Below are 23,861 nucleotides of genomic sequence, written 5' to 3' on the forward strand. Positions count from 1 at the left end.
CGGCCGCCGGCGCGGAACACCTCGGTCACCGTACGGAGCACCACCTTGACGTCGAGCCAGAGGGACCAGTTCTCGATGTAGAAGTTGTCGAAGCGGGCCCGGTCGGAGATCGGGGTGTCGCCGCGCAACCCGCTGACCTGCGCCAGGCCGGTGAGCCCGACCGGGACGCGGTGGCGCATCGCGTACTGGGGGTATTCGGCCGAGAACTTCTCGACGAAGTAGGGACGCTCGGGCCGGGGGCCGACCACGCTCATGTCGCCGCGGAGGATGTTCCAGAGCTGCGGAAGCTCGTCGAGGGAGGTCCTGCGCATGATCCGACCGATCGGCCCAACCCGCCGGTCGTTGGCGATGGACCAGTTGGTCTGCGACTCGTGCTCGTCGACGGGGCGCATGGACCGGAACTTGATGATGTTGAAAGGTCTCCCGTGCCGACCGATTCGCTCCTGGTAGAAGAAGATGCCGGGGCCGCCGTCGATGAGCGTGGCGACAGCGCAGATGAGGAGCACCGGGCTCAGCAGGAGCAGCGCCACCGAGGCGAACGCGATGTCCGACGCGCGCTTGAGCGCGGACTGTGGGCCGGAGAGGGTGATGTCGCCGATGCTGACGACCGGGACCGCGCCGATGTGGTCGCCGTGCGAACGGGACCCCCAGAGGGGGGTGGCCGCCCACAGGTCGCACTCTGCCGTCCGTGGCCGGGCCAGGATCTCCATGAGTGAGGTCTCGGAGCAGCTCGCGTCCGCGACGATCACCACGTCGCACTCGCGCAGCCGTACCAGGCTGTCGAGGTCGTCGAGGGACCCGATCAGCGGCAGCGCCGACGGGCCGTCCGGGGTGTCGACACAACCCACGAAGCGCAGGCCGTACTGGGGGTAGCGGCGCAGGAGCCGGGCGAGTTCCACGGCGGTGGGGCCGCTGCCGACGATGATGGTGTTGTGCTCGACCCACCGGCGCTTGCGGGCGACGATGGCGAATTCGCGGGTGACAGCCCGCCCGAGGATGACCAGCCCCGCCGACGCGGCGACCCCCCGGGTGAAGCTGAAGACGTACTCGGCGGACTCGTGACGCATCGCCGCGACGATGGCGACAGCGGACGCCGCGGCCAGCAGACGCCCGCAGAGGCTCGGCACCTCGTCGAGGAAGCTCACGTGACGTCGTGCCCGGTAGAGGCCGCCGCTGGCGAAGACGATCACGGTCAGGACCGTCATGGCCAGCGTCCCGCGCCAGTACTGCTGAGTGACCAGCAGCGGCGTCAGCAGTGCCAGGACGTCGACCGGCGCTGTCATCATCCAGGCCCGCAGCCACCGGGTCCGGGTGGAGGCGCGTGAGCCGGCGTACGGCAGGACGGCGGTCGTGTCCAGGCCAGCGCGAGGCTCGTGCTCTACAGGCGCAGGCGCCGGCGCGGGCGCGGGCGGGGCCGAGCGCCGGTCGGCGGGCGACGGCACGGCCGGAGTCTGGTGACCCGAAGTCTGGTGACCGGGAGGCTGGTAACCGGAAGTCTGGAAACCGGCAGGCTGGTAGCTGGCCGGCTGGTAGCCCGGGAACTGGTAGGCGGGAGGGCGACTCCCGCCGAAGCTCCCCTCGTCGTCGCCCTCACCGTCGCCCTGGGCATCGGTGGCGTTGCCGTCGCGGTCATCGGCCGGTACCGGCCGATGCCACATGGCGGGCTGATTGGACATTATGGACCTCCCCGTGAGGGCCGGCTGACCTGGCCGGCCCGTAAATCGAGACAAGGCGACGGCCGGCAACAGCCACCGGCCCGGGTGTTACTTGGCGCTGGCGAGGATCTCGGTGACGGAGTCACGGCGCACGGCATCGTAGAAGGTCTTTGCCTTCTCGGTGTTCGCGAAGACGACGCTCTCGCTGCCCACTCGGCCAGTGCCCTTCGTCGGGCTGGTGACGAAGGTGAGGTTACGGCCGCGAAGGCTCCGCAGGTCTGTCGCCATGCTGACGAGCGACATGTTCTCGTCCACCGACACGGCGCTCGAGGTCGCCTTGACGAAGGAGTTGAGCCGCCCGGGATTGGTGACGATGCCGCCGGACACGGCCTTGTCGAGGATGGCCTTGATGACCTGCTGCTGGTGACGGATGCGGGCGAAGTCGCCGTCGGCGAACTGTTTGCGCTGGCGGGAGTAGTCCAGCGCCGTCTCACCGTCCATCCGCTGCATTCCCTGTTCGAACTTCCGGAACGGCGGGTGGATCGACGTGAACGACTTCTCCGCGTTGATGTCGACGCCGTCCAGGGCGTCGATGATTTCCTTGAAGCCAGCGAAGTCGATAATCATGACGTGGTCGATTCGCACCGTGGTGAACGATTCGACTGTTTGCACCATCAGCGGAATGCCACCCCAGGCGTACGCTGCGTTGATCTTCGCATCGCGGCCGCCGTGCCCGCCGTTCTTGGCCTTCGGCACGTTCACCCAGGTGTCCCGAGGGATCGAGACGAGCTGCGCGCTGGCCCGGTCCTTCGGGATGTGCGCGACGATGATGGTGTCGGTGCGCGAGCCACCCGTGCTCTCCGGGTCGCGGGAGTCGCTCCCCAGGATCAGGATGTTCATCGCGCCGTTGGCCACCGCCTGCGGACGTCCCTCCTCGGGAACGTCGGCGAAGGCATCCACCCGGTCGATGTCCTTCTCGACCGAGCGGAGATAGAGGGCGCCACCGATCATGCTGCCGCCGCCCAGGATCGCTGCGACTACCAGGCAGATGACGAGGACGCGACGCCAGCGAGGGCCACGACGTCGCCTCTTGCCTCCGGCCGGGACATCCTCGTACGGGTCGACTGCGTGTGGATCGACGAACTCGGTGTCGGCATCGGTGTACCGCTGAGCACCAGACATGCCGGCGATGCTACTGATTCCGCGTCCCTGTCGTGCACCCTCGTCCTTTCGGGTATCGCGTGCCTGCCGACCGGTGCGACGAACCCGGCCCTGCGTTCGGACGGACTGCCGGTAACGCCGGCCCGGAAGCGCTTTGCAGGCCCTATTCTGCCGCCCCGGCGGGAGGACGGAAACGACGTGGTCATCGGCTTTCGCGATGACCTCCCGCCGCCGCCCGAACCCTGCTACAACGGCACCCGTGGATCGAATCAAGCTCCGACGGGCCGTCGCGCGTACCCCACTCGCCCCGATTGCCGCCTTTCCCAAGCGGCTTCGCACTGTCGCGCGGCACGACGCCAAGGTGCTGCGCCGCTCGGCGCGTTGGCTGCTGACCTCCCGCGAGCACCACAACTACACGTACGACCTCACCTCGTTGAGCCGCAACCACCTCGCCTGGTTCGTCAGCGTGGTCTGCGACATCCCGATCAAGCAGGTACGGGCGTACCTCGGCGAGATCGAGTCGGACGACGGCCTGCGCCAGCACCTCCTGGCGGCGATCGCCGCCTCCGACCGGCGCGGCCTCGCCGACAAGGAGATCCGCTACGCGCGACGGATCGGCTGGTACGCCATCGTCCGTGCCACCCGCCCCACCCACGTCGTCGAGACCGGTGTCGACAAGGGACTCGGCAGCGTCGTCCTGGCGTCCGCCCTGCTGCGCAACGCCCAGGAGGGGCACCCGGGCCGGGTCACCTCACTGGACATCAACCCCGAGGCCGGCTACCTCGCCCGGGTCGCGCCATGGTCGGACGTCGTCGACCTGGTCATCGGCGACTCGATCGCCTCGATCGGCGCGCTGGACCGCCCGGTCGACCTGTTCCTGCACGACAGCGACCACAGCCGTGCCCACGAGAAGCGTGAGTTCAACGCCGTGGAGCCCAAGCTCGCCCCCGGCGCGATCCTGCTCACCGACAACGTCACCAGCACCAACGTGCTCGCCGAGCACGCCGAACGCACCGGCCGGCGGTTCCTCGCCTACCGGGAGACCCCAGCCGACCACTGGTACCCGGGCGACGGGATCGGCGTGGCATGGTAGCCGGGTGCGGCTGACCTCGATCCACACGTACCCCGTCAAGGGTTGTCACCGGCTCGACCACGACGGCGCGTTCGTGCACCAGTGGGGCCTGGCCGGCGACCGGCGCTGGATGGTCGTGGACGCCGACGGCGTCGGCGTCACCCAGCGGGACACGGCCCGGCTCGTCAACCTGCGCGCCGCCGTGCGCCCCGGGGGCCTGTCGCTGCGCGCCGACGGGCAACCCGACCTCGACGTGCCGGAGCCGACCGCCGGTGAAGCGGTATCGGTCCGTACCTTCCGCAGCCGCACCTTCCCGGTCCCCGCGCTGCCGGCCGGCCAGGCGGCCGACGGCTGGCTCGGCGCCCTGCTCGGCCGACCGGTCCGACTGGTCTGGCTGGCCCAGCCGACCCGCCACCTGGCCGCCGGGACCCGCGAACACGACACCGGTGACCAGGTCAGTTTCGCCGACGCCTACCCGGTGCTGCTGACGAACGCCGCCTCCCTCGAGGCCCTCAACGACTGGCTGGCCGAAGCGGGGGAGGAACCGGTTCCGATGACCCGGTTCCGACCCAACCTGGTCGTCGACGGTGCGCCGGCCTGGGCCGAGGACGACTGGGTGGGCCGGCGGCTGCGCATCGGCGAGCGGATGTTCCAGGCCGCCGGACCGTGCGACCGCTGCGTGGTGACCACCACCGACCAGGAGACCGGGGTACGCACCAAGGAACCGCTGCGCACCCTCGGGCGGCACCGCAACGTCAGGCAGAAACTCCTCTTCGGACTCAACCTGGTGCCGCTCGACAGCGGACCCCTCGCGGTGGACGCCCCGATCGTCATCGCGCCCTGACCAAGCCGCCGACCGGCAATCGGCACCCCACGGTCACCGTCCGTCGATGCTGTCTTAGCTTTGGCTTAGCCCGCTTGTCGGCACCGATCGGGTCCGGCAGCATCGCCGTCGTGACGGACGGAAGCGCTGTCGACATCAACATCGACCTGGACCATCCTCCAGAGGACCGGCCCGCGCCGTCGTCCGGCGCGAAGCCCTGGCTGGTCGCCACCGGCGTCACCATCCTCGCGGCGACTCTCGGACTCACCCTCACCCTGCGCTCCGGCTCCACCCCGGCCTGCGCCGCCGGTCGGACGCTGGCCGCCGCGCCGCCCACCGGCAACGCCACACACACCGGCAAGGCCACCTTCTACGACTCCAAGGGTGCCGGCGGCAACTGCTCGAACCCGGCCGCCCCGGCCAACCGGCTCTACGTCGCGCTCGGTCCGACGGAATACTCCGCAGGTGCCGCCTGCGGTGGGTTCCTCGACGTCGTCGGCCCCAGGGGCACCGTCCGGGTGCTCATCATGGACCAGTGCCCGGAGTGCGAGCCCGGCCACCTCGACCTGTCCCGCGAGGCGTTCGCCCGGATCGCCGACCCCGTCCAGGGCCTCGTTCCGGTCACCTACCGCGCGGTGGTCAACCCACCGCTGCCCGGACCACTCACCTTCCGGATCAAGGAAGGCGCGTCGCAGTGGTGGTTCGCCGTCCGCGTCGGCAACCACGGCAACCCACTGCGGTCCGTCGAGGTCCGGCAGCGTGACAGCGACCCCTGGCAGTCGGCCGCCCGGCAGGACTACAACTACTGGCTGATCGCCTCCGGCGCCGGGCCGGGCCCGTTCAACGTCCGGGTCACCGACGTGTACGGCAACCGGGTCACCGTCGGCGGCATCCGGATGGCGCCGGGCCAGGTGCAGAACAGCACGGTACGGATGTACGCACCCGGTGGCGGGGCCGCCACGCGTCGCCCGTCCGCGTCGCCCCGACCGCCGAGCAGCCGACCCACCGTCACGCCGACGCCGACTCGTCGCTCGGTCGAGGTGGCGAGGACGAGCGCCCCGGCCACCGACGCGCCGACCACCAGCTCGGCCCGGGCCAACGCCCGGTGGTGCGAGGGCTGACCGCTCAGTCGGCCACCCTCAGATCGAGCCACATCAGAATCTCGTCCCGGTCGTCATCGGGAGCGACCCGCAACGCGCCCGGCAGCCGGCCGACCTCCCGGTACCCGAGGCGGCCGTAGAACTTGTCCAACCCCAGCCCGTCACGCACCGTGACGTGCAGCGCCTCGTGGCCAAACGCCCTGCCCAGTCGGGCGGCCTCCACCATCAGCGCCGAGCCGTAGCCGGCGCCCTGGGTGTCCGGGTGGACCATCACCCGCTTCAGCACACACCAGTGCGCAGTGAGCGGAAAACGGTTGTCACTGAAGATCAGCATCGCCGCCAGCCGGTCCCCGGAGTAGCCGACCAGCAGCCGGTCCGGTCCGTCGGCGATGCCGGCGAAGGTCGGATCGGCGGTGACGAGCACGTCGGTGGCGGTGACCGGTGGCACGAAACCGACCGCCCCGCCGGCGTTGCTGACGTCCACCCAGAGGTCGACGATCTCGGCACGCAGCTGCGGGGTCAGGTCAGGATCGAGGACGAAGCGCAGACTCACGCTCGCCATCCTGACCCGACGACCAGGCCCATGACCCGCGACAGTGACGCGCCCGACAACCGCCGTTCAGCACGTGTTCCTGATTGTCTGTGCGGGAGAGGGGATTCGAACCCCCACATCCTTCCGGATACAGGTTCCTAAGACCTGCGCGGCTGCCATTACGCCACTCCCGCCAACTCCCTGAGTCTAGAGTGTCTGGCTGCGACGGTGTTGAGCCCGGCCTCCTTGAGAAGGGTCGAGATCGTGCCGTGACCAACTCTGTATCCTCCGCCAGGCAGATCGCGAAGAATGCCGGACAGCCGCTTCGGCCCGACATCCGGGTGCTTCAGCGCCTGTTCTATCACCGCCGCACGGTGAGCCCTCGAACGCCAACTGCGATTCGGACGTGGTCTCAACACTCCGTCCTGCTCCAGTCTTCGCCGAACCTTGTGCAGATACGCCGGGGTCCAGCCCCACTGCCGTGCCGCCTGCGTGGCCGTCACCTGCTGGGCATCGACCTGACCGAACAGGTCGACGACTTCCTGGCGAGTGGCCGGTCGGCGGTCGGAGCTGGATGCGCCGTCGTCGCGTTCCCTCCCATCGGTCGGCGTCGCGACGATGAGATCAGCAGCTCGGTTCCGACGGCCGGCATAGGTGTCGGTCTGGCTGTGGCAGTTCGGGCAGAGGATCCGCAGGTTCGGTGGCCGGTTGTCGAGGAAATCCCCGTTGATGTGGTCGACGTGCAGAATGAGCGACTCGCCCCGCCACACCGGCCCTATTCCGCACCCCTCGCACTCCTCCAGCACGCCGATTGTGCCCAGCGCCCACTTCAACCGCGCGCCGGGCGTCCGTCGGGACCCAACGGGCAGCACGACCAGGAGCTGCGCGGATGTGGTGCGCCGTTCGCCAGCCCGCCCCTTGTTGTGTGCCTGCCTGGTGAAGTGCGACGTGTCGATGCCGAATCTCTTGAGCTGTCGGCTGATGTGTGCGTGCGAGCCACCGCTGACGCGAACGCCGAGCAACCGCATCACCTCGGTGATGTTGTGTGCGGCGGCGGCAGCGGCGGCCAGCGCTTCGGGCGTGTACTTGTATCGAACCACTGACGGACCGTAGCGAAACGGTCCGACAGGTCAGTCCAGGCCGAGGTCGCGGCGGAGCTTGGCGACGTGCCCGGTGGCCTTGACGTTGTAGAGCGCGCGCTCGACCTTGCCGTCGGCGTCGATCACGAACGTCGAGCGGATCACGCCGGTGACGGTCTTGCCGTAGAGCTGCTTCTCGCCGTACGCGCCGTAGGCGGTCAGCACGGCCTTGTCCGGGTCCGACACCAGCGGGAAGGTGATGGCGTCGCGCTCGCGGAACTTCGCCAGCTTCTCCGGCTTGTCCGGGGAGATGCCGACGACCTCGTAGCCGGCGGCCTGGAGTGAGGCGAGCGAGTCGCGGAAGTCGCAGGCCTGCTTGGTGCAGCCGGGGGTCATCGCGGCCGGGTAGGCGTACAGGACGACCTTGCGACCTCGCAGGTCGGCGAGGGAGAGCTGGTCGCCGGTGTCGGTGGCGAGGGTGAACTCGGGCGCGGGGTCACCGGGGGAGAGGCGGTCGGGCGAGGTCATGGTCCCGACCCTACCGCCGTGGCGGCGAGCGCTGCCGCCGACGGGACGCGTCGGCGGGCCTGACCTGGAGTGATCAAGCCCATGCGTTGTTGCCAGAGTCTGGCAACAACGACGGTTGGGAAATAGGCTGACCCACGCCGGCCCGGTCGGGCCCGCTGACGCGTGGGAGGTCGCGTGGAGACACTGGCGATGCACATCTCGAACGGGATCATCGACGGTCCCGTGGCAGCGATCTTCGCTGCGCTCGCTCTTGCCGCGCTCACCGCCTGCGTTCTGCGCGGCCGGCGCGACCTGGACGACCGGCTGGCCCCGATGGCCGGCCTGGTGGCGGCGTTCATCTTCGCCGTCCAGATGCTCAACTTCCCGATCTTCACGGCCGGTGTCAGTGGTCACCTGCTCGGGGGCGCGCTCGCCGCCATGCTGGTCGGCCCGTGGGTCGGCGCGCTCTGCGTGGCAGTGGTGCTGGTCGTGCAGGCGCTGATCTTCGGCGACGGCGGCGTGGCGATGCTCGGCCTCAACATCACGAACATGGCGTTGCTCGGCACTGCCGCGGCGTACGCGCTGATCGCGCTGCTGCTGCGGGTGCTGCCCCGCACGCGGGCCGGTCTGGCCGTGACCGCGTTCGTCGCCGCGACGCTCAGCGTGGTGGTGGCGTCGCAGGGCTTCGTCCTGGAGTACTGGCTGGGTGGCACCACCGACCTGGGCAACAACCTGGGTGGCCTGGCCGGCACGATGGCCGGCGTCCACCTGCTGATCGGCATCGGCGAGGGCCTGATCACCGCGACCACTGTGCTCACCGTCGCGAAGGTACGCCCCGACCTGGTGTACGCGCTGCGATCCCTGCGCGCGCCCGCCGCTCCCGCCGTTCCGGTCGCCGGAGGTGTCCGATGAAGAACCGCTCCTGGGCCTTCCTGGCCGGCGGCCTGCTGGTCGCCCTGCTGCTCGCCGGCGTGGTGAGCAACTACGCCTCCTCGCACCCGGATGGGCTGGACTCGTCACTGCTCAAGGGCTGCACAGTCGACGCCGACGACAACATCGTCGGGGGTAGCTGCCCGGCCCAGCAGGCCCGTGACCACGAGTTGGCCGACAGCCCGCTCGCCGACTACGGCGTCCGGGGCGTGCGGAACAGCTTCGTCTCCACCGGCCTCTCCGGGGTGCTCGGGGTGCTGGTCACCTTCGCGATCGGGGCCGGCGGGTTCTGGCTGCTGCGGCGTCGATGTGGCGCCCCGACCGATGCTGACGCGGCGACGCCCACCGAGGGCGACTCCGTGACGTCCGGCGACGTTCGTCGCCGCGCCGACGCGGCCAGCTGAGCAAGGGGTACGCGGATGGGGGCCGGTCACGGGCACGTGCTGTACCGCGAGTCGGATTCGCCGGTGCACCGGCTCCCGCCCGAGGTCAAGATCGTGGCGATGGTGGTCTTCACCCTTGCCGTGGTGGCCACCCCACGCGAGGCGTTCTGGGCCTTCGGCGCGTACGCCGTGCTGGTGGCGGCGGTGGCGGCGCTGGCCCGGGTGGGCCCACGGTGGTTGCTCAGCCGGGCGCTGATCGAGCTGCCGTTCGTGCTGTTCGCCGTGGCACTGCCGTTCCTCGGCAGCGGCGACCGGGTCGAGGTGCTGGGTCTGCGGTTGTCCGAGGACGGGCTGCACGGCGCGTGGAACATCCTGGCCAAGGGCACCCTGGGGGTGCTCGCCTCGCTGCTGCTCGCCGCTACCACCACCACCCGGGACCTGATCGTGGGGCTGGACCGGCTGCACTGCCCGCAGGTGCTCACCCAGATCGCCACGTTCATGCTGCGCTACCTCGACGTGCTGGTCGGCGAGGCGCGGCGGATGCGGGTGGCCCGGATCTCCCGGGGCGACGACCCGCGCTTCCTGTGGCAGTTGCGCGGCTTCGCCGCCGGGGTCGGGGCGTTGTTCCTGCGCGCCTTCGAGCGTGGCGAGCGGGTCTATCTCGCGATGCTGTCCCGGGGCTACACCGGGCGGATGCCCGCCGTGTGGCAGGGCGAGGGCGCGGCGAGCGCTGGTCAGTGGCTGGTAGCGGCGACGGTGCCGGTGTTGGCGGCCTCCATCGCCGCCACCGCCGTCGTGCTGTCATGATCGGTGTCGTGCAGACCGCTGTCTCGCTGGACGTTCGGGGCGTTCGCTACGCGTACCCGGACGGGCACGTCGCCCTTCAGGGGGTCGACCTGAACGTGCCGCGTGGCGACCGGGTGGCGCTGCTCGGGCCCAACGGCGCCGGCAAGACCACCCTGGTGCTGCACCTCAACGGCATCCTCACCCCGACCGAGGGCAGCGTGAGCGTCGGTGGGCTGACTGTCACCCCGGATCGGGCCACCCTGGCCGAGGTACGCCGCCGGGTGGGCATCGTCTTCCAGGACCCGGACGACCAGTTGTTCCTGCCCACGGTGGCGGAGGATGTGGCGTTCGGGCCGGCGAACCTGGGTCTGCGCGGGGCCGAGTTGGCCGCCCGGGTGGACGAGGCGCTCGCCGCGGTGGGGATGAGTGAGCATCGGGACCGGGCCCCGCAGCACCTGTCGTTCGGGCAGCGCCGCCGGGTGGCGGTGGCCACGGTGCTCGCCATGCACCCGGAGATCCTGGTGCTCGACGAGCCGTCGTCGAACCTGGACCCGGCGGCGCGTCGGGAACTCGCCGAGATCCTGCGCGGCCTCCCGGTGACCCTGCTGATGGTCACCCACGACCTGCCGTACGCGGCGGAGTTGTGCGAGCGTTCGGTGATCCTGGACGACGGCCGGATCGTCGCCGACGCCCCCACCCGCACCCTGCTCAACGACACCCCGCTGCTGGCGAAGCACCGCCTGGAACTCCCCTACGGCTTCACCCCGCAGCCGTAAACCCACCCCCAGCGGCCCACCCCCACCCCCACCCCCACCCTCGCCCGCGCCCGCGCCCGCGCCCTCGCCCTCGCCCTCGCCCGCGCCCGCGCCCGCGCCGATCTTGCACTTTCTGTCCCCGCCTTCCGGGGCGAAAGCCGCATATGGCCAACCCAAAGTGCAAGATCGGCGCGGGGCGGGGCGGCGCGGCGCGGCGGGGCGGGGCGCGGGGCGGGGCGGGGCGCGGGGCGGCGCGGGGTGGGGTGGGGCGGTTAGGGGGTGGGGGTTCGGGCGGGTGCTGCGGTTGTGGTGCGGGAGGTGGCGTGTAGGCGCAGGATGCCGGCGGCTGTCGCGCCCGCGCCGGTGATCAGGAAGAGCGCCACCATCACCCGGGCGGCCACTGGTGACCAGGGCACCGGGGCGATGGCGTTGGCGAACACGGCGGCGTTCGACGCTCCGGCGAAGAGCGCCAGGCAGGCCCCGGCCAACGCGGTCACGAAGTCGGCGGCCGGGCGGCGGCTCAGCGCGTACCAACCGGCGGCGATCGCGCCGAGGCCGGTGAGCAGGGACCAGATCTGCCCGGAGAGCAGCCCGACCAGCACGCCGCCCACGCCCTGGGCGCCAGCGTCCAACTCCCGTCCCACCGGGTACCCGACGGCCAGCACGCCGCCGACGATCAGCAACACGCCGAGCGCGGACAACGCGCGGGCGCCGGCCGGGGCGGTGGCGGCGAACAGGCCGAGCGCGCCCACCGCGAGCAGCCCCACGATGGTCACGGCCCACCAGGTGTACGCGTCCGGCGGCGGCACCCAGTCCAGCGTGCCGCCGATGGCCACCGGGTCGGTGCCGTCGCGCAGGGGGATGGTCCAGTCGCGGACCCGGTGCTCGCGATCCGGTGCGGCGCGTACCGCGGCCGGTGGTGCCGACTCCTGCCACAGCGCGCGCTGGTCGTGCCAGCGCGCGGTGGTGCCGTCGTCGATCCGTTTCCAGGAGGGTGCGGCGGCCGGGTCCGCCTCGGCCGGGAGCGCGGTGTCCCCGGCGATGGTGCGGTTCAGGTACGTGGCGGGGGAGTGGCTGTTCTCGAAGACCCCGTCCGGGCCGACGCGTAGGTACGGCTCACCGGAGTAGCCGATGACCTCGATGGCACGGCCGGTGCGGTTGGTCAGTTCCAGTCGGGCGCCCGCCTCGATGACGCGTACCTCGAGCCCTGGCCGCGCCGGTGCGACCCCTGTGGTCCGGGTGCGGTAGTCGGTGCCGTCCGGTGCGTCCGCGCCGTGCGCGGCGGCGGGCGCCGCGCTGATCACCGTCACCAGGCCGGCTGCGGCGGCGATCAGGCCGGCGCGGCCCAGCAGGGTACGGATCACTTGCCGGCCGCCGCCACTGCTGCGGTGAGAGCGTCCGGGGTGGGGTTCTCGACCTGTTGACCGTTGACCTTCACGGTCGGGGTGCCGGTGACGTTGCTCCGGCTGGCGTCGTCGGTGACGTGTTCGGTCCAGGTCCGGTACGTCTCGTCCTTCACGCAGCCGCCGAAGGAGCCCCGGTCGAGGCCCACGCTGGTGCCGATGTCGATGAGCTGGTCGTCGGTGAGCCCGGCGCTGCCCTCCGGCGGCTGTTGGGCGAAGAGCGCCTTGGCGTACTCGTGGTACTTGCCGTCCGCCGCGGCGCAGCCGGAGGCGGCCGAGGAGCGGGTGGAGTACTGGGTGGTGGAGAAACGGTTGAGGTACGCGACCGGGTGGTAGACCACTGTCGCCTTGTTCTCGGCCACCAACTGTTCGAGCGTCGAGCCGCTGGTCTGTTCGAACTGCTTGCAGGCCGGGCAGAGGAAGTCCTCGTAGACGTCGACCGTGACCGGCCCGCCGCCGGTGACGATGCCGGTGCCGTCCGCGTTGGCGCCGGGTGGCGTGGTGAAGCTGTCGGAGCGCTGGTTGGACCAGACGACCCACCCGACGACGCCGGCGATGACCAGGACGACGACTGCGGCGGCGGAGACCCAGATCGTGCGGCGGCGGCGCCGCTCGCGGGCCAACTGCTCGCGGACCACCCGGGCGGCGTCCCGCTGCCCCTTGCGACTACTCATCCTCGTCCTCCACAACGGGTTCGCCGGAAAGCCACCCGTCCACCGATACCGGCGTACGCGGCCAGATCAGCAGAAATCCGGCCAGAACCAAGAATCCCAGGTCCCGGAGGATCTCCGGGAGGTAACTGGGTGCTTGCCCCGCCGCCAGCTGCCCGCCGCTGCCGAAGCAGCCGCAGTCGATGGCCAGCCCACGCGTCCAGGCCGAGGCGATCCCCGCGATGAAGACCACCAGCAGCGCGGCGGACACCCCGGCGACGAGCCTGGTGGCCAGCCCGAGCAGCAGCAGCACACCCAACGCCAGCTCGACGAAGGGCAGGGCCGCGCCGATCACCGTCGCCACGTCGTACGGCATCACCTGGTACGCGTTGACCGCCCGCCCGGAGGCGGCGAGATCGCTGACCTTCGACGCGCCGGCGACCAACCAGACGGCGGCGAGGCCGAGCCGGGCCGCGATGCCGAGCCACGGGCGGACCAGTGGCCAACGGCCGCCCCGGGTGGAAGGTGCTGTCACGCTCATTTGTCGTCCCGTCCGCGCCGGAAGTTCCACGTTCAGCCGGTCAGGGCGTCGCCGACCGCCTCGACCAGGTCGTCCCGGGCCCGGGCGACCCGGGAACGGATGGTGCCGACGGGCACGCCTTCGACGGCGGCGGCCTCGGCGTACGACAGGCCGAGCAGTTGGGTCAGCACGAACGCGGAGCGGCGGTCGGGGCCGAGGCGGCGGACCAGGTCGGCGGCGCCGAGCTGACCGGCCGGGTCCGGGTACGGTCGGTCGGTGTACGCGTTCGCTGCCAGGCGCTCGTCGAGGCGCCGACGCCTGACGACAGTGCGCAGGTGGTCGGCGCAGGCCCGGCGGGCGATGCCGAGCAGCCAGGTGCGGACGCTGGAGCGACCCTCGAAGGCGGGGAGGGCACGGAACGCCCGAAGGTAGGTCTCCTGGGTCAGGTCGTCGGCGCTGTCCGGGTCGACCAGGGCGGCGGCGAACCGCCAGACGTCGGCCTGGGTCAGCCGGACGAACGCCGCCTGGGCGGTGGGGTCACCGTCGCGGGCGGTCAGCGCCCACCCGGTTGCCGGGTCCCGGGCGACCTCGTCGACCGGTTCTGCCGGAGTGGCGGCACCGGGGTCACGCGGGACAGGGATCACGACACATCAGGTTACGCGGCAGCCGGCGGCGCGTCAGGGTCGTTCGGCCCGTGGATGGTCTGCGCCACGTCGGGAACTTTTCCCCGATCCGGGCCGACTACCACTTCATGACGTGCGACAACCGACGCGCCCACCCCCCTCGGGTCGCCGAATGGGACACCCATCGGCGACCATGGCCGGCATGACTGTCGCCCCCCGCCGCTGGGCCGCCAGGCTGGCCGCAGCCGCCGGCCTCCTGGTCACCGTCGTCGCCTTGTTGATCGCGCCAGCCACCTCCGCGAGCGCCCACGCGGTGCTGGAGAGCAGCAGCCCGGCCGCCGCCTCCATCGTGCCGAGCGGGCCGTCCGAGGTGGTCCTCACGTTCAGCGAGTCGGTCCGCAAGGTGCCCGGCAAGATCCGCGTCATCGCGCCGGACGGTTCCCGGGCCGACCGGGGTGAACCGTCGTTCAACGGCGGTGTGGTGACCATTCCGGTGGACCCGGCCGGTGCCCGCGGCACCTACCTGGTCAGCTTCCGGGTGATCTCCGCCGACAGCCATCCGGTCTCCGGGGCGTACACCTACTCGGTCGGCGCACCCTCGACCCCACCCGTCGACTCCGGCACTGACAGCCGCGCCAACCCGGTGGTGGGCACGGCGGTGAAGGTGGCCCGCTTCCTCGGCTACGCCGGCCTGGTGCTGCTGGTCGGGCCGGCGCTCGTGCTCGCCGCGCTCTGGCCGCGACGGCTCTCCCGGCGGGGGCCGACCCGGCTGGCCTGGACCGGCCTCGGTCTGGTTGCCTTCGCCACAGTCGCCGACCTGTGGTTGCAGGTGCCCTACACGGCCGGCGGTGGTCTCTTCGACGTCACCGGCGAGGGGTTCGGCAGCGTGTTCGGCAGTGCCTTCGGCGCCGCCCACCTGGTCCGACTCGGCCTGCTGGCGGCGTCCGTCTTCCTGCTCCGCCCGCTGCTGGCCCGGCCCGCCGGCCGCGCGGACGCGATCATCCTGGCCGTGCTCGGTGGCGCCGCCCTGCTGACCTGGCCGCTGGCCGGGCACCCGGCGGCCTCCCCGGCGCCGGCGGTCTCCGTGGTGGTCGACGCGGTCCACCTGGGCAGCATGGCGGTCTGGCTGGGCGGTCTGCTCATGCTCGCCGTCTTCCTGCTGCGCCAGGCCGACGAGCGGGAGTTGGGCGCGATCCTGCCGATCTGGTCGCGCTGGGCGGCGCTCGCCGTCTCGGCGCTGCTGCTGGCCGGCACCGTCCAGGCGCTGATCGAGGTGGCCACCCCGCAGGCGCTCTTCGACACCACGTACGGGCGCTTGCTGCTCGCCAAGATCGGGTTGTTCGCGCTGGTCATCGCTGTTGCCGCGTACTCCCGGAAGTTGGTGCGCAGCCGCGTCGCGGCGCAACGCCCGGCACCGGTGCGCCGGGCGGTCCTGGTGGAGTTGGCCGTCACAGTGGTGGTGCTGGCCGTGTCCGCCACGCTCGTGCAGACCACGCCCGCCCGCACCGCCGCGGCCGGCCCGTCCGCCGGCGCCGAGGCCGGCTTCTTCAGCACCAGGCTGTCCAGCCCGCTGCTGACCGTCGAGGTCGAGGTGAGCCCGGCCGAGCGGGGCAACAACTCGGTGCACCTGTACGCGTACGACAAGGCCAACCAGCCACTGCTGGTCGCGGAGTGGAAGGCGACAGTCGCGCTGCCCTCGGCCGGGATCGAGCCGATCGAGGTGCCGTTGCTCCGGTTGACCGACAGTCACGCCTACGGCGACATCAGCCTGCCGACCCCCGGCGAGTGGCAGCTGAAGATCACCGCCCGAACGACCGACATCGACCAGGCCACGGTGACCGCCACCGTGCCCATCCGTTAGAGAGGTTCGCGAAACCCATGACCCGATTCCGGCGTACCGCAACCGCCGCAGCCGCCCTGGCGTTCACCGCCGCCGCCACCGCTGTGCTCGGCTTTGCCGGACCGGCGTCCGCGCACGTCACGGTGAACCCGAAGGAGGCGACCCAGGGTGGCTACGCCCGGGTGGCGTTCCGGGTGCCCAACGAGAGCGACAGCGCGTCGACCACCAAGCTGGAGGTGGTGCTGCCGGAGAACGCCCCGGTCGGCTCGGTGTCGACGATGCCGGTGCCCGGCTGGACTGTCGCCACGGAGAAGCGCAAGGTGGACCCGCCGATCGAGGTGCATGGCAGTCAGCTCACCGAGGCGGTCTCCAAGATCACCTGGACGGCCTCCGGTGACGCGGGGGTGAAGCCGGGTCAGTTCCAGGAGTTCCCTGTCTCGCTGGGGCCGCTGCCGCAGGTCGACTCGATGGTCTTCAAGGTCCTGCAGACCTACTCGGACGGCAACATCTCGCGGTGGATCGACGAACCGGCGCCGGGTGCCGAGGAGCCGGAGCACCCGGCCCCGGTGCTCACCCTGGCCGCCGCGGCGGCGCCGTCGGGTTCGGCGTCGCCGGCCGCAGCCGTCGCCTCGCCCGACGACGATGACGACGACGACGGCAACGGGCTCGCTGTCGGCCTCGGTGTGGCCGGTCTCGTCGCCGGTTTGGCCGGCCTGGTGCTGGGCGGGCTCGCGTTCACGCGTACCCGTCGGGAGCCGGTCGCCAAGGCCTGACCCTGTTCACCCGCTGGCCCGCCGGATCTTCCGGCGGGCCAGCGTGCTTTTCGGAGTCGATGTCGGCCGTGCCGTGGATATCCCCTGATCAGACGGTGTACGTCGGTAAGGTCGGCCGGGTGTTTGGCTACGGAGGGGGGACGGTGCGGATGCGGTTCGTGCGGGTGATCGCCGGAGTGCTGCTGTTGGTAGTGGGAATTCCGGCGCTGTTCGCCGGTGGCGGGCTGTGGCTGGTGACCCGACACACCGACCCGGACGGGTCCTTCGCCGCCCGTTTCGAAACGGTCCGCACCCCTGGTCACGCGATCGTCGTCACCGACCTCGACCGGTTGCTGCGGCAGGAGGCGCCCTTCGCGCGTACCGAGCAGACCCGGCTGCGCCTGGACGCCCGCACCACGGGCGGGCCGGCCTTCGTCGGACTGGCGCCCACCGCCGAGGTGCGCGGTTGGCTGGAGGCGGTGCCGCACGCCACGGTCCGTCGGGTGGCGCTGGCCCGGGGTCCGCTGCCGGTCCGGCTCGATCCGGCCGGTCCGGCCGCCGACACCCCGGGTGTCGCACCGGCCGACGGGCCGGTCACGCCGCTGGGCCGGCCCTTCTGGGTACGCGAGGGGATCGGCTCGCTGGAGTGGAGCGCGGACGACCTCGCCGGCGAACCCATGAGCCTGGTGGTGATGCGCCCCGACGGCGAGGGCGACCTGGCCCTGGACCTGCACGCCGAGTTGCGGGTCGGGTGGACCGGCCCGGCCACCTGGGGTCTGCTGACCGTCGGCGTGCTGCTGGTGGTGTGCGCGGCGCTGCTCCTCCTGCGGCCGCTACGGCCACGCGAGGTGATCTTCGTGGTCGAGCCGGATCAGGTGCCGGTGCTCGCCGGGCGGCTCGGGGTCACCTCGCTGAGTGGCCTGGGCCCCCGCCGACCCGATCCGAACCCGCCGTCGCCGGCGCGACAACTCGCCCCGGTCGGCGCCGGGGCCCTGGAACCCGCCCGGTCGGCGATCGGCGGGGCCCGCGCAGCCACCCTCGCGGACCTGGACGAACCGGTCCGGTTGCCCCGCCCGCCGGAGGTGACGCTGAGCCTCGCCTGGCCGCCGGCCGACGTGGAGGAGCCCACGACCCGGCCGGTGGCGGCCGCACCGGGCGACGACCCGGCCCGTGGCGGCCCGGTCGGGTGACAGCCCAGCCGGTGGCGGTGGGTGAGACAGCGAGTGGCCCTCCGCGCTGCCGACGCGGAGGGCCACCCTCACCGGGGGATCGGTGCTACCCGAGCGACGCTTGAGGTAGATGAGGACAGATTAGCGTTGAACGTGGCTACTCGGGAGGTCTGTCCAATTGGTGCGATTTTCCGCACTGGGTCCCGAGCGCACCGGCAACACCGCCAGCAGCAGCAGGCTGAGCAGCACGTAGGTGTTCTGCACGACGAAGTCCACCGGGTCATGAGTGCGGACCGGTCCCGCCCCCCAGGCCTGGAACGTCACCACGCCGTAGATGGTCACGGCGGTGATGCCCAGCGCGAGCCCGGCCAGCCAGCGACGCCGGCGTGCCTCGTCCGGGCGGTCCGCGCTCAACGCCGCGTCGGCGAGCAGCACCACCGCCGGCACGAACCAGTAGATGTGGTGGGTCCAGGTGATCGGGCTCGCCAGGGAACCGACCAACCCGGTCAACGTCAGCCCGGTCAACGGGTCACCGGCCCGCGCCGCGCGGGCGGCCCGCCACAGCCCGTAGCCGGCGACCACGGCGACCAGCAGCAGCCAGAGCAGCCGGCCCGGCTTCTCCGGCTCGGTGAACCGGCTGAGCAGGCCGAACAGCGACTGGTTGCCGACGATGTCGGTGCGTCCCACCCGCTCGGTGGTCCACAGCTCGTGTGTCCAGAACCGCCATGAGTCACGTGGGGCGATCGCCGCCGCGAGCACTGTCGCCGCCGCCGCTGTCGCGCTCGCCACCGCCGCGGCCCGCCACCGCCGGGTGGCCAGCAGATACACGATGAAGATGCCGGGAAAGAGCTTGAGCGCCGTCGCCAGCCCCACGCCCACCCCGGCCCAGCGTCGCGCCTGCGGCACCGCGAACAGCAGGTCGGCCAGGATCAGCACGACCAGCAGCATGTTGATCTGGCCGAAGGTGATCGTTTCGCGGATGCTCTCCACCGCCAGCACCAGCAGTACGGCGGAGATCAGGGTGAACGTTCGGGGCAGGTGGTGTCGGGCGATCACCGGGGTCACCAGCCACCGGGTGGTCAGCACCACGGCCAGCACTGTGAGCGCCGTGAAGATCGCCACGGTGGCGCCGAGCCGCAGCAGACCGAACGGCCACAGCAGTAACGCGCTGAAGGGTGGGTAGGTGAAGTACAACTCGCCCTGCACCCGGTCGGGTTGGACGTAGTCGTAGAGCGGGTGGCCGACGCGCCACCAGTCCATCGCGGACATGTAGATCTTGAGGTCGAAGAAGTTGTGCACGAGGCCGGGCAGATACAGCGCTGGCAGCACGGCGCTGAGGGCCACCACCGCGACCAGACGACGGACCGTACGGCCGCCGGGATCGTCTTCGGTGACGGCGGGCGGTGCGACGGGTTCTGCTGGCACCCCGAAACCCTAGCGGGCCGGTCCGCCGAGAGCGCGCAGCCGCGAGGCGTGGGCTGCGCGTAGGCTGTCCCGGTGGCTGATCTCCTCGTCTGGATCGACTGTGAGATGACTGGGTTGGACCTCGGCAGGGACAAACTGATCGAGGTTGCGGCACTGGTCACCGATCCCGACCTCAACGTGCTGGGTGACGGTGTCGACGTGGTCATCCACGCCGACGAGGCGGCGTTGGAGGGGATGCCGGAGGTCGTGCAGACCATGCACGCCAGGTCCGGCCTCACCGAGGAGGTCCGTCGTTCGGTGGTCACCCTCGCCGAGGCCGAAGACCTGGTCCTGGAGTACGTCCGCACCTTCGTCAAGGATCCGCGTACGGCGCCGCTGTGCGGCAACTCGATCGCCACCGACCGGGGCTTCATCGCCCGGGACATGCCCCGCCTCGACGCCCACCTGCACTACCGGATGATCGACGTGTCGTCGATCAAGGAACTCTGCCGCCGCTGGTACCCCCGGGTGTACTTCGGCCAGCCGCAGAAGGGTCTCGCGCACCGGGCGCTGGCCGACATCCGGGAGAGCATCCGGGAGCTGGAGTACTACCGGCGCACCGTCTTCGTTCCGCTGCCCGGCCCGGACGTCGAGACCGCCAAGGCCATCGCCGCCGAACTCTGACCCCTGCCGCGCTGACCGGCAACCCGCTGGACGTGCCCGGCCGTGGTGTGGCTATTATTGGTCCGCACCCCGCCCGGAGCGATCGACCGGGCGACGGCGGCATGGTGGCTGTAGCTCAGTTGGCAGAGCACCGGGTTGTGGTCCCGGTTGTCGGGGGTTCAATTCCCCTCAGTCACCCAGTTGGTTTCACTGCTCAGGCCCCCTCTTCGGAGGGGGCCTGAGTCGTTGTCGGGCGAAGTGGGGGACCACGCGAAAGCCCCCTCCGAAGAGGGGGCTTTCGTCGGCTTGCTCAGGCGGTCGGCGTGGGGGACGGGGTGACAGTCCCGTCCGGGGTCGGGGTGGTGGCGTCCGGGTCGGCCGGAGGCTCGTACGGAAGGGCGCTGCCCTTGACGTACTCGTCCCAGCTCATGTTCCAGTCGGTCCAGCCGTTGCCGTTCTGGAGCTTGCGCTCGGTGCCCTTGACCGTGATCGGGTCGCCGATCTGGGTGTTCTTGAAGAGCCAGTCGCCGTTGGCCATCGACACGTTCACGCAGCCGTGCGACACGTTCGTGGTGCCCTGCTGCCCCTCGGACCAGGGCGCCGCGTGGATGAACTCCCCGCCCCAGGTGAGGCGCTGCGCAAAGTCGATCTTGGTGCGGTAGCCCTCATCGGGGCCCAGCTCCTCGAACGTGTCGAAGACCGTCTTGCGCAGCTTCTCGATCACGACCATGGTGCCGCTGGACGACGGGGTGCTCTTCTTGCCCAGGCTCACCGGGATGGTCTTGATCACGGAGCCGTTGCGGGTCACCGTCATCCGCTTGGTCTTGTTGTCCACGGTCATGACCACCGCGGCGCCGATCTTGACGTCCACCGAGAGGTCGGCGCGGCCGTACCAGTCCGCACCCATCGGCAGGCCGCCGGCCTGCACCCGGTAGGAGACCTTGGTGTTCGGCTTCCAGAACTCCTTCGGCCGGTACCGGATCTCGGTGGGGCTGACCCAGTGCCAGATCCCCTCCTGCGCTGGGGTCGAGGTGACTGTCATCCGGCGCTGCACGTCGTCGCGGTAGTCCTCCGGGATGGCCCGGCTGAACTTCACGATCAGCGGCATGCCCACCCCGACGACCTGGTTGTCGCCGAGGAAGCTGCTCACCCGTACCTGATTGCCGGGCTTGGCCATTGTGGTGAAGGTGCTCGTCGCGGTGGCCGGGCGTCCGTCGTCGCCCTTGGCGGTCACTGTGGCCGTGTAGCTCGTGCCGTAGGCCAGCGCGCCGGTCGGCAGCCACGACTTGCCGTCCTTGGCGAGGGCGCCCTCGACCGCCTTGCCGGCGGCGTCCTTCAGCTCGACAGCGGTCTCCACGGCGTCCTTCGTGGTGAAGGTGATGCCGGTGGACGCCGGCACGTCCTTGGCGTCGGCCGCCGGCTCGCTGATCGTCGCGGCGGCCTTCGGTGCCGGGTTCTCCCCGCCGCCGTGCCACGAGGACGGCTTGCCGCCGTCGCCGTCGGTGCAGGCCGAGGTGAAGGCCAACGCCACGGCGAGAAGCCCCGCCGCGAACACGCGGCGTCGCCCACCGGGCCTGATCAGCTGGTCCTGGCTAGCTCGCATGCATTCCCTCACAGTTGTGGTCGCTGCCCCATCGTCTCTTACTGACGCGCCAGAGCCGGCCCCGGTTGCCGAGGGTGAACCGAAACACGCCATCAATAGTGCCCGAATCCTGCTACTATCCGGCGTTTCGTGAGCCTGGTTCGTCTCCGTGCCGGGAGCGTGGGGGTCGCCGCGCAGTCATCGAGCGGCGGGAGTGCAAGGGTACGCCGGCCCGGCCAACGGCCGAGCCGGCGCAACGAGGCCGACGGCTCAGACCGCCGGGCCGGCCCCACCACTGGGCACCGGCAACGCGCTGCCCTTGACGAACTCCGACCAGCTCAGGCTCCACGCCGTCCAACCGTTACCGGCCGCGATCCTGCGCTCGGTTCCCTTGATCGTGATCGGGTCACCGATCCGGGTCTTGTCGAACAACCACCTGGCGTTCGCCATCGACACGTTCACGCAGCCGTGCGAGACGTTCTGCCGCCCCTGCACGTGCTCCGACCAGGGCGCGGCGTGGATGTACTCGCCACCCCAGGTGAGCCGCTGGGCGAACTGGATGTCGGTCACGTAGCGGTTGGCCGGATCCGGGTCGTCGCGGGTGTCGAAGACGGTGGCTTCCTTCTTCTCCATCACCACCAACGTGCCGCTCGACGACGGTGTGCTCTTCTTGCCCAGGCTCACCGGAATGGTGCGCACCGCGGCGCCGTTCTCGTACACAGTCATCTTCTTGTTGGCGTTGTCGACCTTCATCTCGAACGATCGGCCGATCTTGGCGGTGGCCTTGCGGTCGATGTCGCCGTACTTGCCGTTGCTCAGCGGCATCCCCGCCAGCGCGATCCGCACGGTGATCGTGGTGCCCGGCTTCCAGTACTTCGGAGCCCGGTAGTAGGCCTGCGTGCCATTGCTCACCCAGTGCCACGCGCCCGGCTGCGGCGGGTCGGTCTGGACGAACATCCGCTTCTGCACCGCCGCCCGGTCCTTCTTCGGGATACCCGGGTGGAACTCGGTGACCACCGGCATGGCCACCCCGTAGCTCTTGTCGTCGAAGAGATACAGGCCCGAACCGATAGTCGACTTCGGCTTGGCCATCGTGGTGAAGCTGCTGGTGCCCTGGCTGCTCGTGCCGTCCGACGCGCTCGCCGTCACAGTGGCCGTGTAGCGGGTGCCCCACTTCAGCGGAGCTGACGGCACCCAGGACGAACCATCGGTACGCAGCTTGCCCTCGATCGAGCCGCCGCCGTCCGCCGTCAGGGTGACCGCGGACACCTTCCCGCCGTCCGGGAGCTTCGCGCTGATCTCCGTACTCACCGGCCTGTTCTTCGTGCCGTTCGCCGGGCTCAGCGTGAGCGCTGGCCCGCTCGGCGTGCTCGGTGTCGAAGGTGCGGCCGAGCCAGGGGTGGCGCTCACGTCCGAGGACGCCCCGCCAACGAATTCCGGCTTCTTCTCGCCGCCGCCGCATCCGGTCAGTGCCAGCGACGCCGCCAGAGTCAGGGCGCCCACCACCGCCCCGGCTCGCGTGAACCGTGCCATGCCCACCTCTGTTCTCGCGTACCTGGCGGACATCGTGCCGCATCACCGCCCCAACCCACGCCCCGATCTTGACGGCGGTGGCCGGTTTGGGGCTTTTTGCCGGCAAAGCTCGACCGAAGGGGGGACCCGGGTAACCGAATTGGAGCGCGCCTTCCGGGGGTGCTAATGTTCTCTCCGTTGCCGACGAGCGCCGCTAGCTCAACTGGCAGAGCAGCGGACTCTTAATCCGCGGGTTCGGGGTTCGAGTCCCTGGCGGCGCACCAACGATCAAGGTCCTGACCTGGTGGTTCACACCGGGTCGGGGCCTTTTTTGTGTCTTCGGTACGTCCGGTAACTGGCGGACACACACGGCGGTACGACGATGATCTTCTCGCTCAACGGTTGGCGTTGAGGTGGACGATGGCGCCGTTGAGGACGGTGGCGAAGAGCGTCCACGCGGCGTACGGGGCCAGTGCGACGGCCGCGACACGGTCGGTCCGTGCGGCGCGACGGAGCAGCATGAAGTTGGAGGCGTTGAGCGCGGCGATCTCGGCCAGCGCGACGGTGGGTCTGTGAGCCTTGAAGAACAGCGCGCTCCAACCGAAGTTGAGGGCCAGGTTGAGCCCGTAGGCACGGGTGAACGCGGCGCGGTCGGTTCCGCTGGTGCGGTCCAGCACGCGGGCGCCGGCCACCGCGATCAGGGCGTACAGCGGCGTCCATGCCAGCGGGAACGCCACGGGCGGGGGTTGCCAGGTCGGCTTGCGTAGCCGTTGGTACCAGCGTGAGGAGGCGTCGGTGACCGTCGCCCCGGCGGCGGCTGTCACGGTGACCGCTGCCGCGGTCCTGGCCAGGGTTGGTAGTCGCATGCCGTTCAGCTACCCGGCTTGCGACGGATCAATCGCGCTCCGTTCACCGGCCGGCGGGCGGTGGAACGAGAGCGGAACGCTGTCGGAGTGCTCA

Annotated in this window: 24 protein-coding genes and 3 tRNA genes; 13 read left to right on the top strand and 14 right to left on the bottom strand. The window is 70.8% G+C overall.

The genetic code is table 11. The features are described from left to right. Together MED01_RS24540 and MED01_RS24545 are read right to left on the bottom strand one after the other, a co-directional pair. On the bottom strand, positions 1-1,676 hold a 1,676-nt coding region (locus MED01_RS24540; RefSeq protein ID WP_238670913.1), incomplete at its 3' end, for a sugar transferase. An 87-nt stretch (positions 1,677-1,763) separates the two neighbouring features. Further along, a complete protein-coding gene (locus tag MED01_RS24545) occupies positions 1,764-2,837 on the bottom strand; it encodes an LCP family protein (RefSeq protein ID WP_372493710.1) in 1,074 nt (357 codons plus the stop codon). Positions 2,838-3,075: 238 nt separating this feature from the next. Between MED01_RS24545 and MED01_RS24550 the strand changes: the two genes are divergently transcribed. From MED01_RS24550 to MED01_RS24560, 3 genes are all read left to right on the top strand, one after another. After that, positions 3,076-3,909, top strand: a complete 834-nt coding sequence (locus MED01_RS24550) for an O-methyltransferase (RefSeq protein ID WP_238670914.1) — start codon at positions 3,076-3,078, stop codon at positions 3,907-3,909. Between the two features lie 4 nt (positions 3,910-3,913). Beyond that, positions 3,914-4,732 carry an MOSC domain-containing protein gene (locus tag MED01_RS24555; RefSeq protein ID WP_238670915.1) on the top strand — a complete coding sequence of 273 codons (819 nt, stop codon included), beginning with the start codon at positions 3,914-3,916 and terminating at the stop codon, positions 4,730-4,732. 110 nt (positions 4,733-4,842) lie between these two features. Beyond that, positions 4,843-5,832: an expansin EXLX1 family cellulose-binding protein gene (locus tag MED01_RS24560; RefSeq protein ID WP_238670916.1), complete on the top strand. Its 990-nt coding sequence runs from the start codon at positions 4,843-4,845 to the stop codon at positions 5,830-5,832. A gap of 4 nt (positions 5,833-5,836) precedes the next feature. Here MED01_RS24560 and MED01_RS24565 read toward each other — a convergent pair whose 3' ends face one another. The 4 genes from MED01_RS24565 to bcp form a co-directional block, all read right to left on the bottom strand. Beyond that, a complete protein-coding gene (locus MED01_RS24565) occupies positions 5,837-6,364 on the bottom strand; it encodes a GNAT family N-acetyltransferase (RefSeq protein ID WP_238670917.1) in 528 nt (175 codons plus the stop codon). 90 nt (positions 6,365-6,454) lie between these two features. Continuing rightward, positions 6,455-6,537: transfer RNA gene (locus MED01_RS24570), tRNA-Leu, on the bottom strand. Continuing rightward, positions 6,523-7,443: an HNH endonuclease signature motif containing protein gene (locus MED01_RS24575; protein WP_238670918.1), complete on the bottom strand. Its 921-nt coding sequence runs from the start codon at positions 7,441-7,443 to the stop codon at positions 6,523-6,525. Before MED01_RS24575 ends, MED01_RS24570 begins: the two co-directional genes overlap by 15 nt. 30 nt (positions 7,444-7,473) lie before the next feature. Then, complete coding sequence (bcp, locus tag MED01_RS24580; RefSeq protein WP_124855233.1) at positions 7,474-7,950, bottom strand: thioredoxin-dependent thiol peroxidase; 477 nt, start codon at positions 7,948-7,950, stop codon at positions 7,474-7,476. A 174-nt stretch (positions 7,951-8,124) separates the two neighbouring features. Here bcp and MED01_RS24585 point away from each other — a divergent pair, with 174 nt between their 5' ends. Genes MED01_RS24585 through MED01_RS24600 form a run of 4 tightly spaced genes read left to right on the top strand, consistent with a single transcriptional unit; the run spans position 8,125 to position 10,804 of the window. Next, positions 8,125-8,841 (top strand): energy-coupling factor ABC transporter permease, encoded by a 717-nt coding sequence (locus MED01_RS24585; RefSeq protein WP_112582195.1) that lies wholly within the window; start codon positions 8,125-8,127, stop codon positions 8,839-8,841. Beyond that, positions 8,838-9,263 (top strand): PDGLE domain-containing protein, encoded by a 426-nt coding sequence (locus MED01_RS24590; RefSeq protein ID WP_238670919.1) that lies wholly within the window; start codon positions 8,838-8,840, stop codon positions 9,261-9,263. The genes MED01_RS24585 and MED01_RS24590 overlap by 4 nt, the downstream gene beginning before the upstream one ends. Positions 9,264-9,278: 15 nt before the next feature. Then, entirely contained in the window at positions 9,279-10,049 is a 771-nt protein-coding gene (gene cbiQ / locus MED01_RS24595; RefSeq protein WP_238670920.1) for a cobalt ECF transporter T component CbiQ, read from the top strand. Further along, entirely contained in the window at positions 10,046-10,804 is a 759-nt protein-coding gene (locus tag MED01_RS24600) for an energy-coupling factor ABC transporter ATP-binding protein (RefSeq protein WP_238670921.1), read from the top strand. Before cbiQ ends, MED01_RS24600 begins: the two co-directional genes overlap by 4 nt. A gap of 251 nt (positions 10,805-11,055) precedes the next feature. Here MED01_RS24600 and MED01_RS24605 read toward each other — a convergent pair whose 3' ends face one another. From MED01_RS24605 to MED01_RS24620, 4 genes are read right to left on the bottom strand one after another with little or no spacing between them, the layout of a single operon-like run. Next, positions 11,056-12,147 (bottom strand): hypothetical protein, encoded by a 1,092-nt coding sequence (locus tag MED01_RS24605; RefSeq protein ID WP_238670922.1) that lies wholly within the window; start codon positions 12,145-12,147, stop codon positions 11,056-11,058. Then, on the bottom strand, positions 12,144-12,860 hold the full coding sequence (locus tag MED01_RS24610) for a DsbA family protein (RefSeq protein ID WP_238670923.1): 717 nt from the start codon (positions 12,858-12,860) through the stop codon (positions 12,144-12,146). The genes MED01_RS24605 and MED01_RS24610 overlap by 4 nt, the downstream gene beginning before the upstream one ends. Continuing rightward, positions 12,853-13,377, bottom strand: coding sequence for a MauE/DoxX family redox-associated membrane protein (locus MED01_RS24615; protein WP_238670924.1), 525 nt, complete (start codon positions 13,375-13,377; stop codon positions 12,853-12,855). Before MED01_RS24615 ends, MED01_RS24610 begins: the two co-directional genes overlap by 8 nt. A 32-nt stretch (positions 13,378-13,409) precedes the next feature. Beyond that, complete coding sequence (locus MED01_RS24620; protein ID WP_238670925.1) at positions 13,410-14,000, bottom strand: sigma-70 family RNA polymerase sigma factor; 591 nt, start codon at positions 13,998-14,000, stop codon at positions 13,410-13,412. A 172-nt stretch (positions 14,001-14,172) separates the two neighbouring features. On the opposite strand from MED01_RS24620, the gene MED01_RS24625 reads away from it, so the two are divergent. From MED01_RS24625 to MED01_RS36365, 3 genes are all read left to right on the top strand, one after another. After that, positions 14,173-15,840, top strand: coding sequence for a copper resistance CopC/CopD family protein (locus MED01_RS24625; RefSeq protein ID WP_238671076.1), 1,668 nt, complete (start codon positions 14,173-14,175; stop codon positions 15,838-15,840). Positions 15,841-15,857: 17 nt separating this feature from the next. Beyond that, entirely contained in the window at positions 15,858-16,592 is a 735-nt protein-coding gene (locus tag MED01_RS24630) for a YcnI family copper-binding membrane protein (RefSeq protein WP_238670926.1), read from the top strand. A gap of 149 nt (positions 16,593-16,741) precedes the next feature. Next, the gene (locus tag MED01_RS36365) at positions 16,742-17,761 is read left to right on the top strand and encodes a hypothetical protein (RefSeq protein WP_372493716.1); all 1,020 of its coding nucleotides are present in this window, start codon (positions 16,742-16,744) and stop codon (positions 17,759-17,761) included. A 120-nt stretch (positions 17,762-17,881) separates the two neighbouring features. On the opposite strand, the gene MED01_RS24640 is transcribed toward MED01_RS36365, so the two are convergent. Beyond that, positions 17,882-19,165, bottom strand: a complete 1,284-nt coding sequence (locus MED01_RS24640; protein WP_238670927.1) for a glycosyltransferase 87 family protein — start codon at positions 19,163-19,165, stop codon at positions 17,882-17,884. 72 nt (positions 19,166-19,237) lie between these two features. Between MED01_RS24640 and orn the strand changes: the two genes are divergently transcribed. Beyond that, positions 19,238-19,828 carry an oligoribonuclease gene (gene orn, locus MED01_RS24645; protein ID WP_308193549.1) on the top strand — a complete coding sequence of 197 codons (591 nt, stop codon included), beginning with the start codon at positions 19,238-19,240 and terminating at the stop codon, positions 19,826-19,828. A 104-nt stretch (positions 19,829-19,932) separates the two neighbouring features. Then, positions 19,933-20,005: transfer RNA gene (locus tag MED01_RS24650), tRNA-His, on the top strand. A gap of 112 nt (positions 20,006-20,117) precedes the next feature. Here MED01_RS24650 and MED01_RS24655 read toward each other — a convergent pair. Both MED01_RS24655 and MED01_RS24660 read right to left on the bottom strand, forming a co-directional pair. Next, entirely contained in the window at positions 20,118-21,410 is a 1,293-nt protein-coding gene (locus tag MED01_RS24655) for a L,D-transpeptidase (RefSeq protein ID WP_238670928.1), read from the bottom strand. A 249-nt stretch (positions 21,411-21,659) separates the two neighbouring features. Continuing rightward, positions 21,660-22,922, bottom strand: a complete 1,263-nt coding sequence (locus MED01_RS24660) for a L,D-transpeptidase (RefSeq protein ID WP_238670929.1) — start codon at positions 22,920-22,922, stop codon at positions 21,660-21,662. A 187-nt stretch (positions 22,923-23,109) separates the two neighbouring features. Between MED01_RS24660 and MED01_RS24665 the strand changes: the two genes are divergently transcribed. Beyond that, positions 23,110-23,185 (top strand) — tRNA-Lys (locus MED01_RS24665). 111 nt (positions 23,186-23,296) lie between these two features. Here MED01_RS24665 and MED01_RS24670 read toward each other — a convergent pair. Beyond that, complete coding sequence (locus tag MED01_RS24670) at positions 23,297-23,767, bottom strand: TspO/MBR family protein (protein ID WP_238670930.1); 471 nt, start codon at positions 23,765-23,767, stop codon at positions 23,297-23,299. Positions 23,768-23,861 lie beyond the last annotated feature (94 nt).

The organism is Micromonospora alfalfae (assembly GCF_022230925.1).
Lineage (GTDB): Bacteria > Actinomycetota > Actinomycetes > Mycobacteriales > Micromonosporaceae > Micromonospora > Micromonospora alfalfae.

Excerpts from the sequence above, each read along its gene's own strand:
- MED01_RS24660 (WP_238670929.1), bottom strand. The coding sequence starts at position 22,922 with ATGGCACGGTTCACGCGAGCCGGGGCGGTGGTGGGCGCCCTGACTCTG.
- MED01_RS24545 (WP_372493710.1), bottom strand. The coding sequence starts at position 2,837 with ATGTCTGGTGCTCAGCGGTACACCGATGCCGACACCGAGTTCGTCGAT.
- MED01_RS24630 (WP_238670926.1), top strand. The coding sequence starts at position 15,858 with ATGACCCGATTCCGGCGTACCGCAACCGCCGCAGCCGCCCTGGCGTTC.
- MED01_RS24625 (WP_238671076.1), top strand. The coding sequence starts at position 14,173 with ATGGCCGGCATGACTGTCGCCCCCCGCCGCTGGGCCGCCAGGCTGGCC.
- MED01_RS24610 (WP_238670923.1), bottom strand. The coding sequence starts at position 12,860 with ATGAGTAGTCGCAAGGGGCAGCGGGACGCCGCCCGGGTGGTCCGCGAG.
- MED01_RS24600 (WP_238670921.1), top strand. The coding sequence starts at position 10,046 with ATGATCGGTGTCGTGCAGACCGCTGTCTCGCTGGACGTTCGGGGCGTT.
- MED01_RS24615 (WP_238670924.1), bottom strand. The coding sequence starts at position 13,377 with ATGAGCGTGACAGCACCTTCCACCCGGGGCGGCCGTTGGCCACTGGTC.
- bcp (WP_124855233.1), bottom strand. The coding sequence starts at position 7,950 with ATGACCTCGCCCGACCGCCTCTCCCCCGGTGACCCCGCGCCCGAGTTC.
- MED01_RS24670 (WP_238670930.1), bottom strand. The coding sequence starts at position 23,767 with ATGCGACTACCAACCCTGGCCAGGACCGCGGCAGCGGTCACCGTGACA.
- MED01_RS24590 (WP_238670919.1), top strand. The coding sequence starts at position 8,838 with ATGAAGAACCGCTCCTGGGCCTTCCTGGCCGGCGGCCTGCTGGTCGCC.
- MED01_RS36365 (WP_372493716.1), top strand. The coding sequence starts at position 16,742 with ATGCGGTTCGTGCGGGTGATCGCCGGAGTGCTGCTGTTGGTAGTGGGA.
- MED01_RS24655 (WP_238670928.1), bottom strand. The coding sequence starts at position 21,410 with ATGCGAGCTAGCCAGGACCAGCTGATCAGGCCCGGTGGGCGACGCCGC.
- cbiQ (WP_238670920.1), top strand. The coding sequence starts at position 9,279 with ATGGGGGCCGGTCACGGGCACGTGCTGTACCGCGAGTCGGATTCGCCG.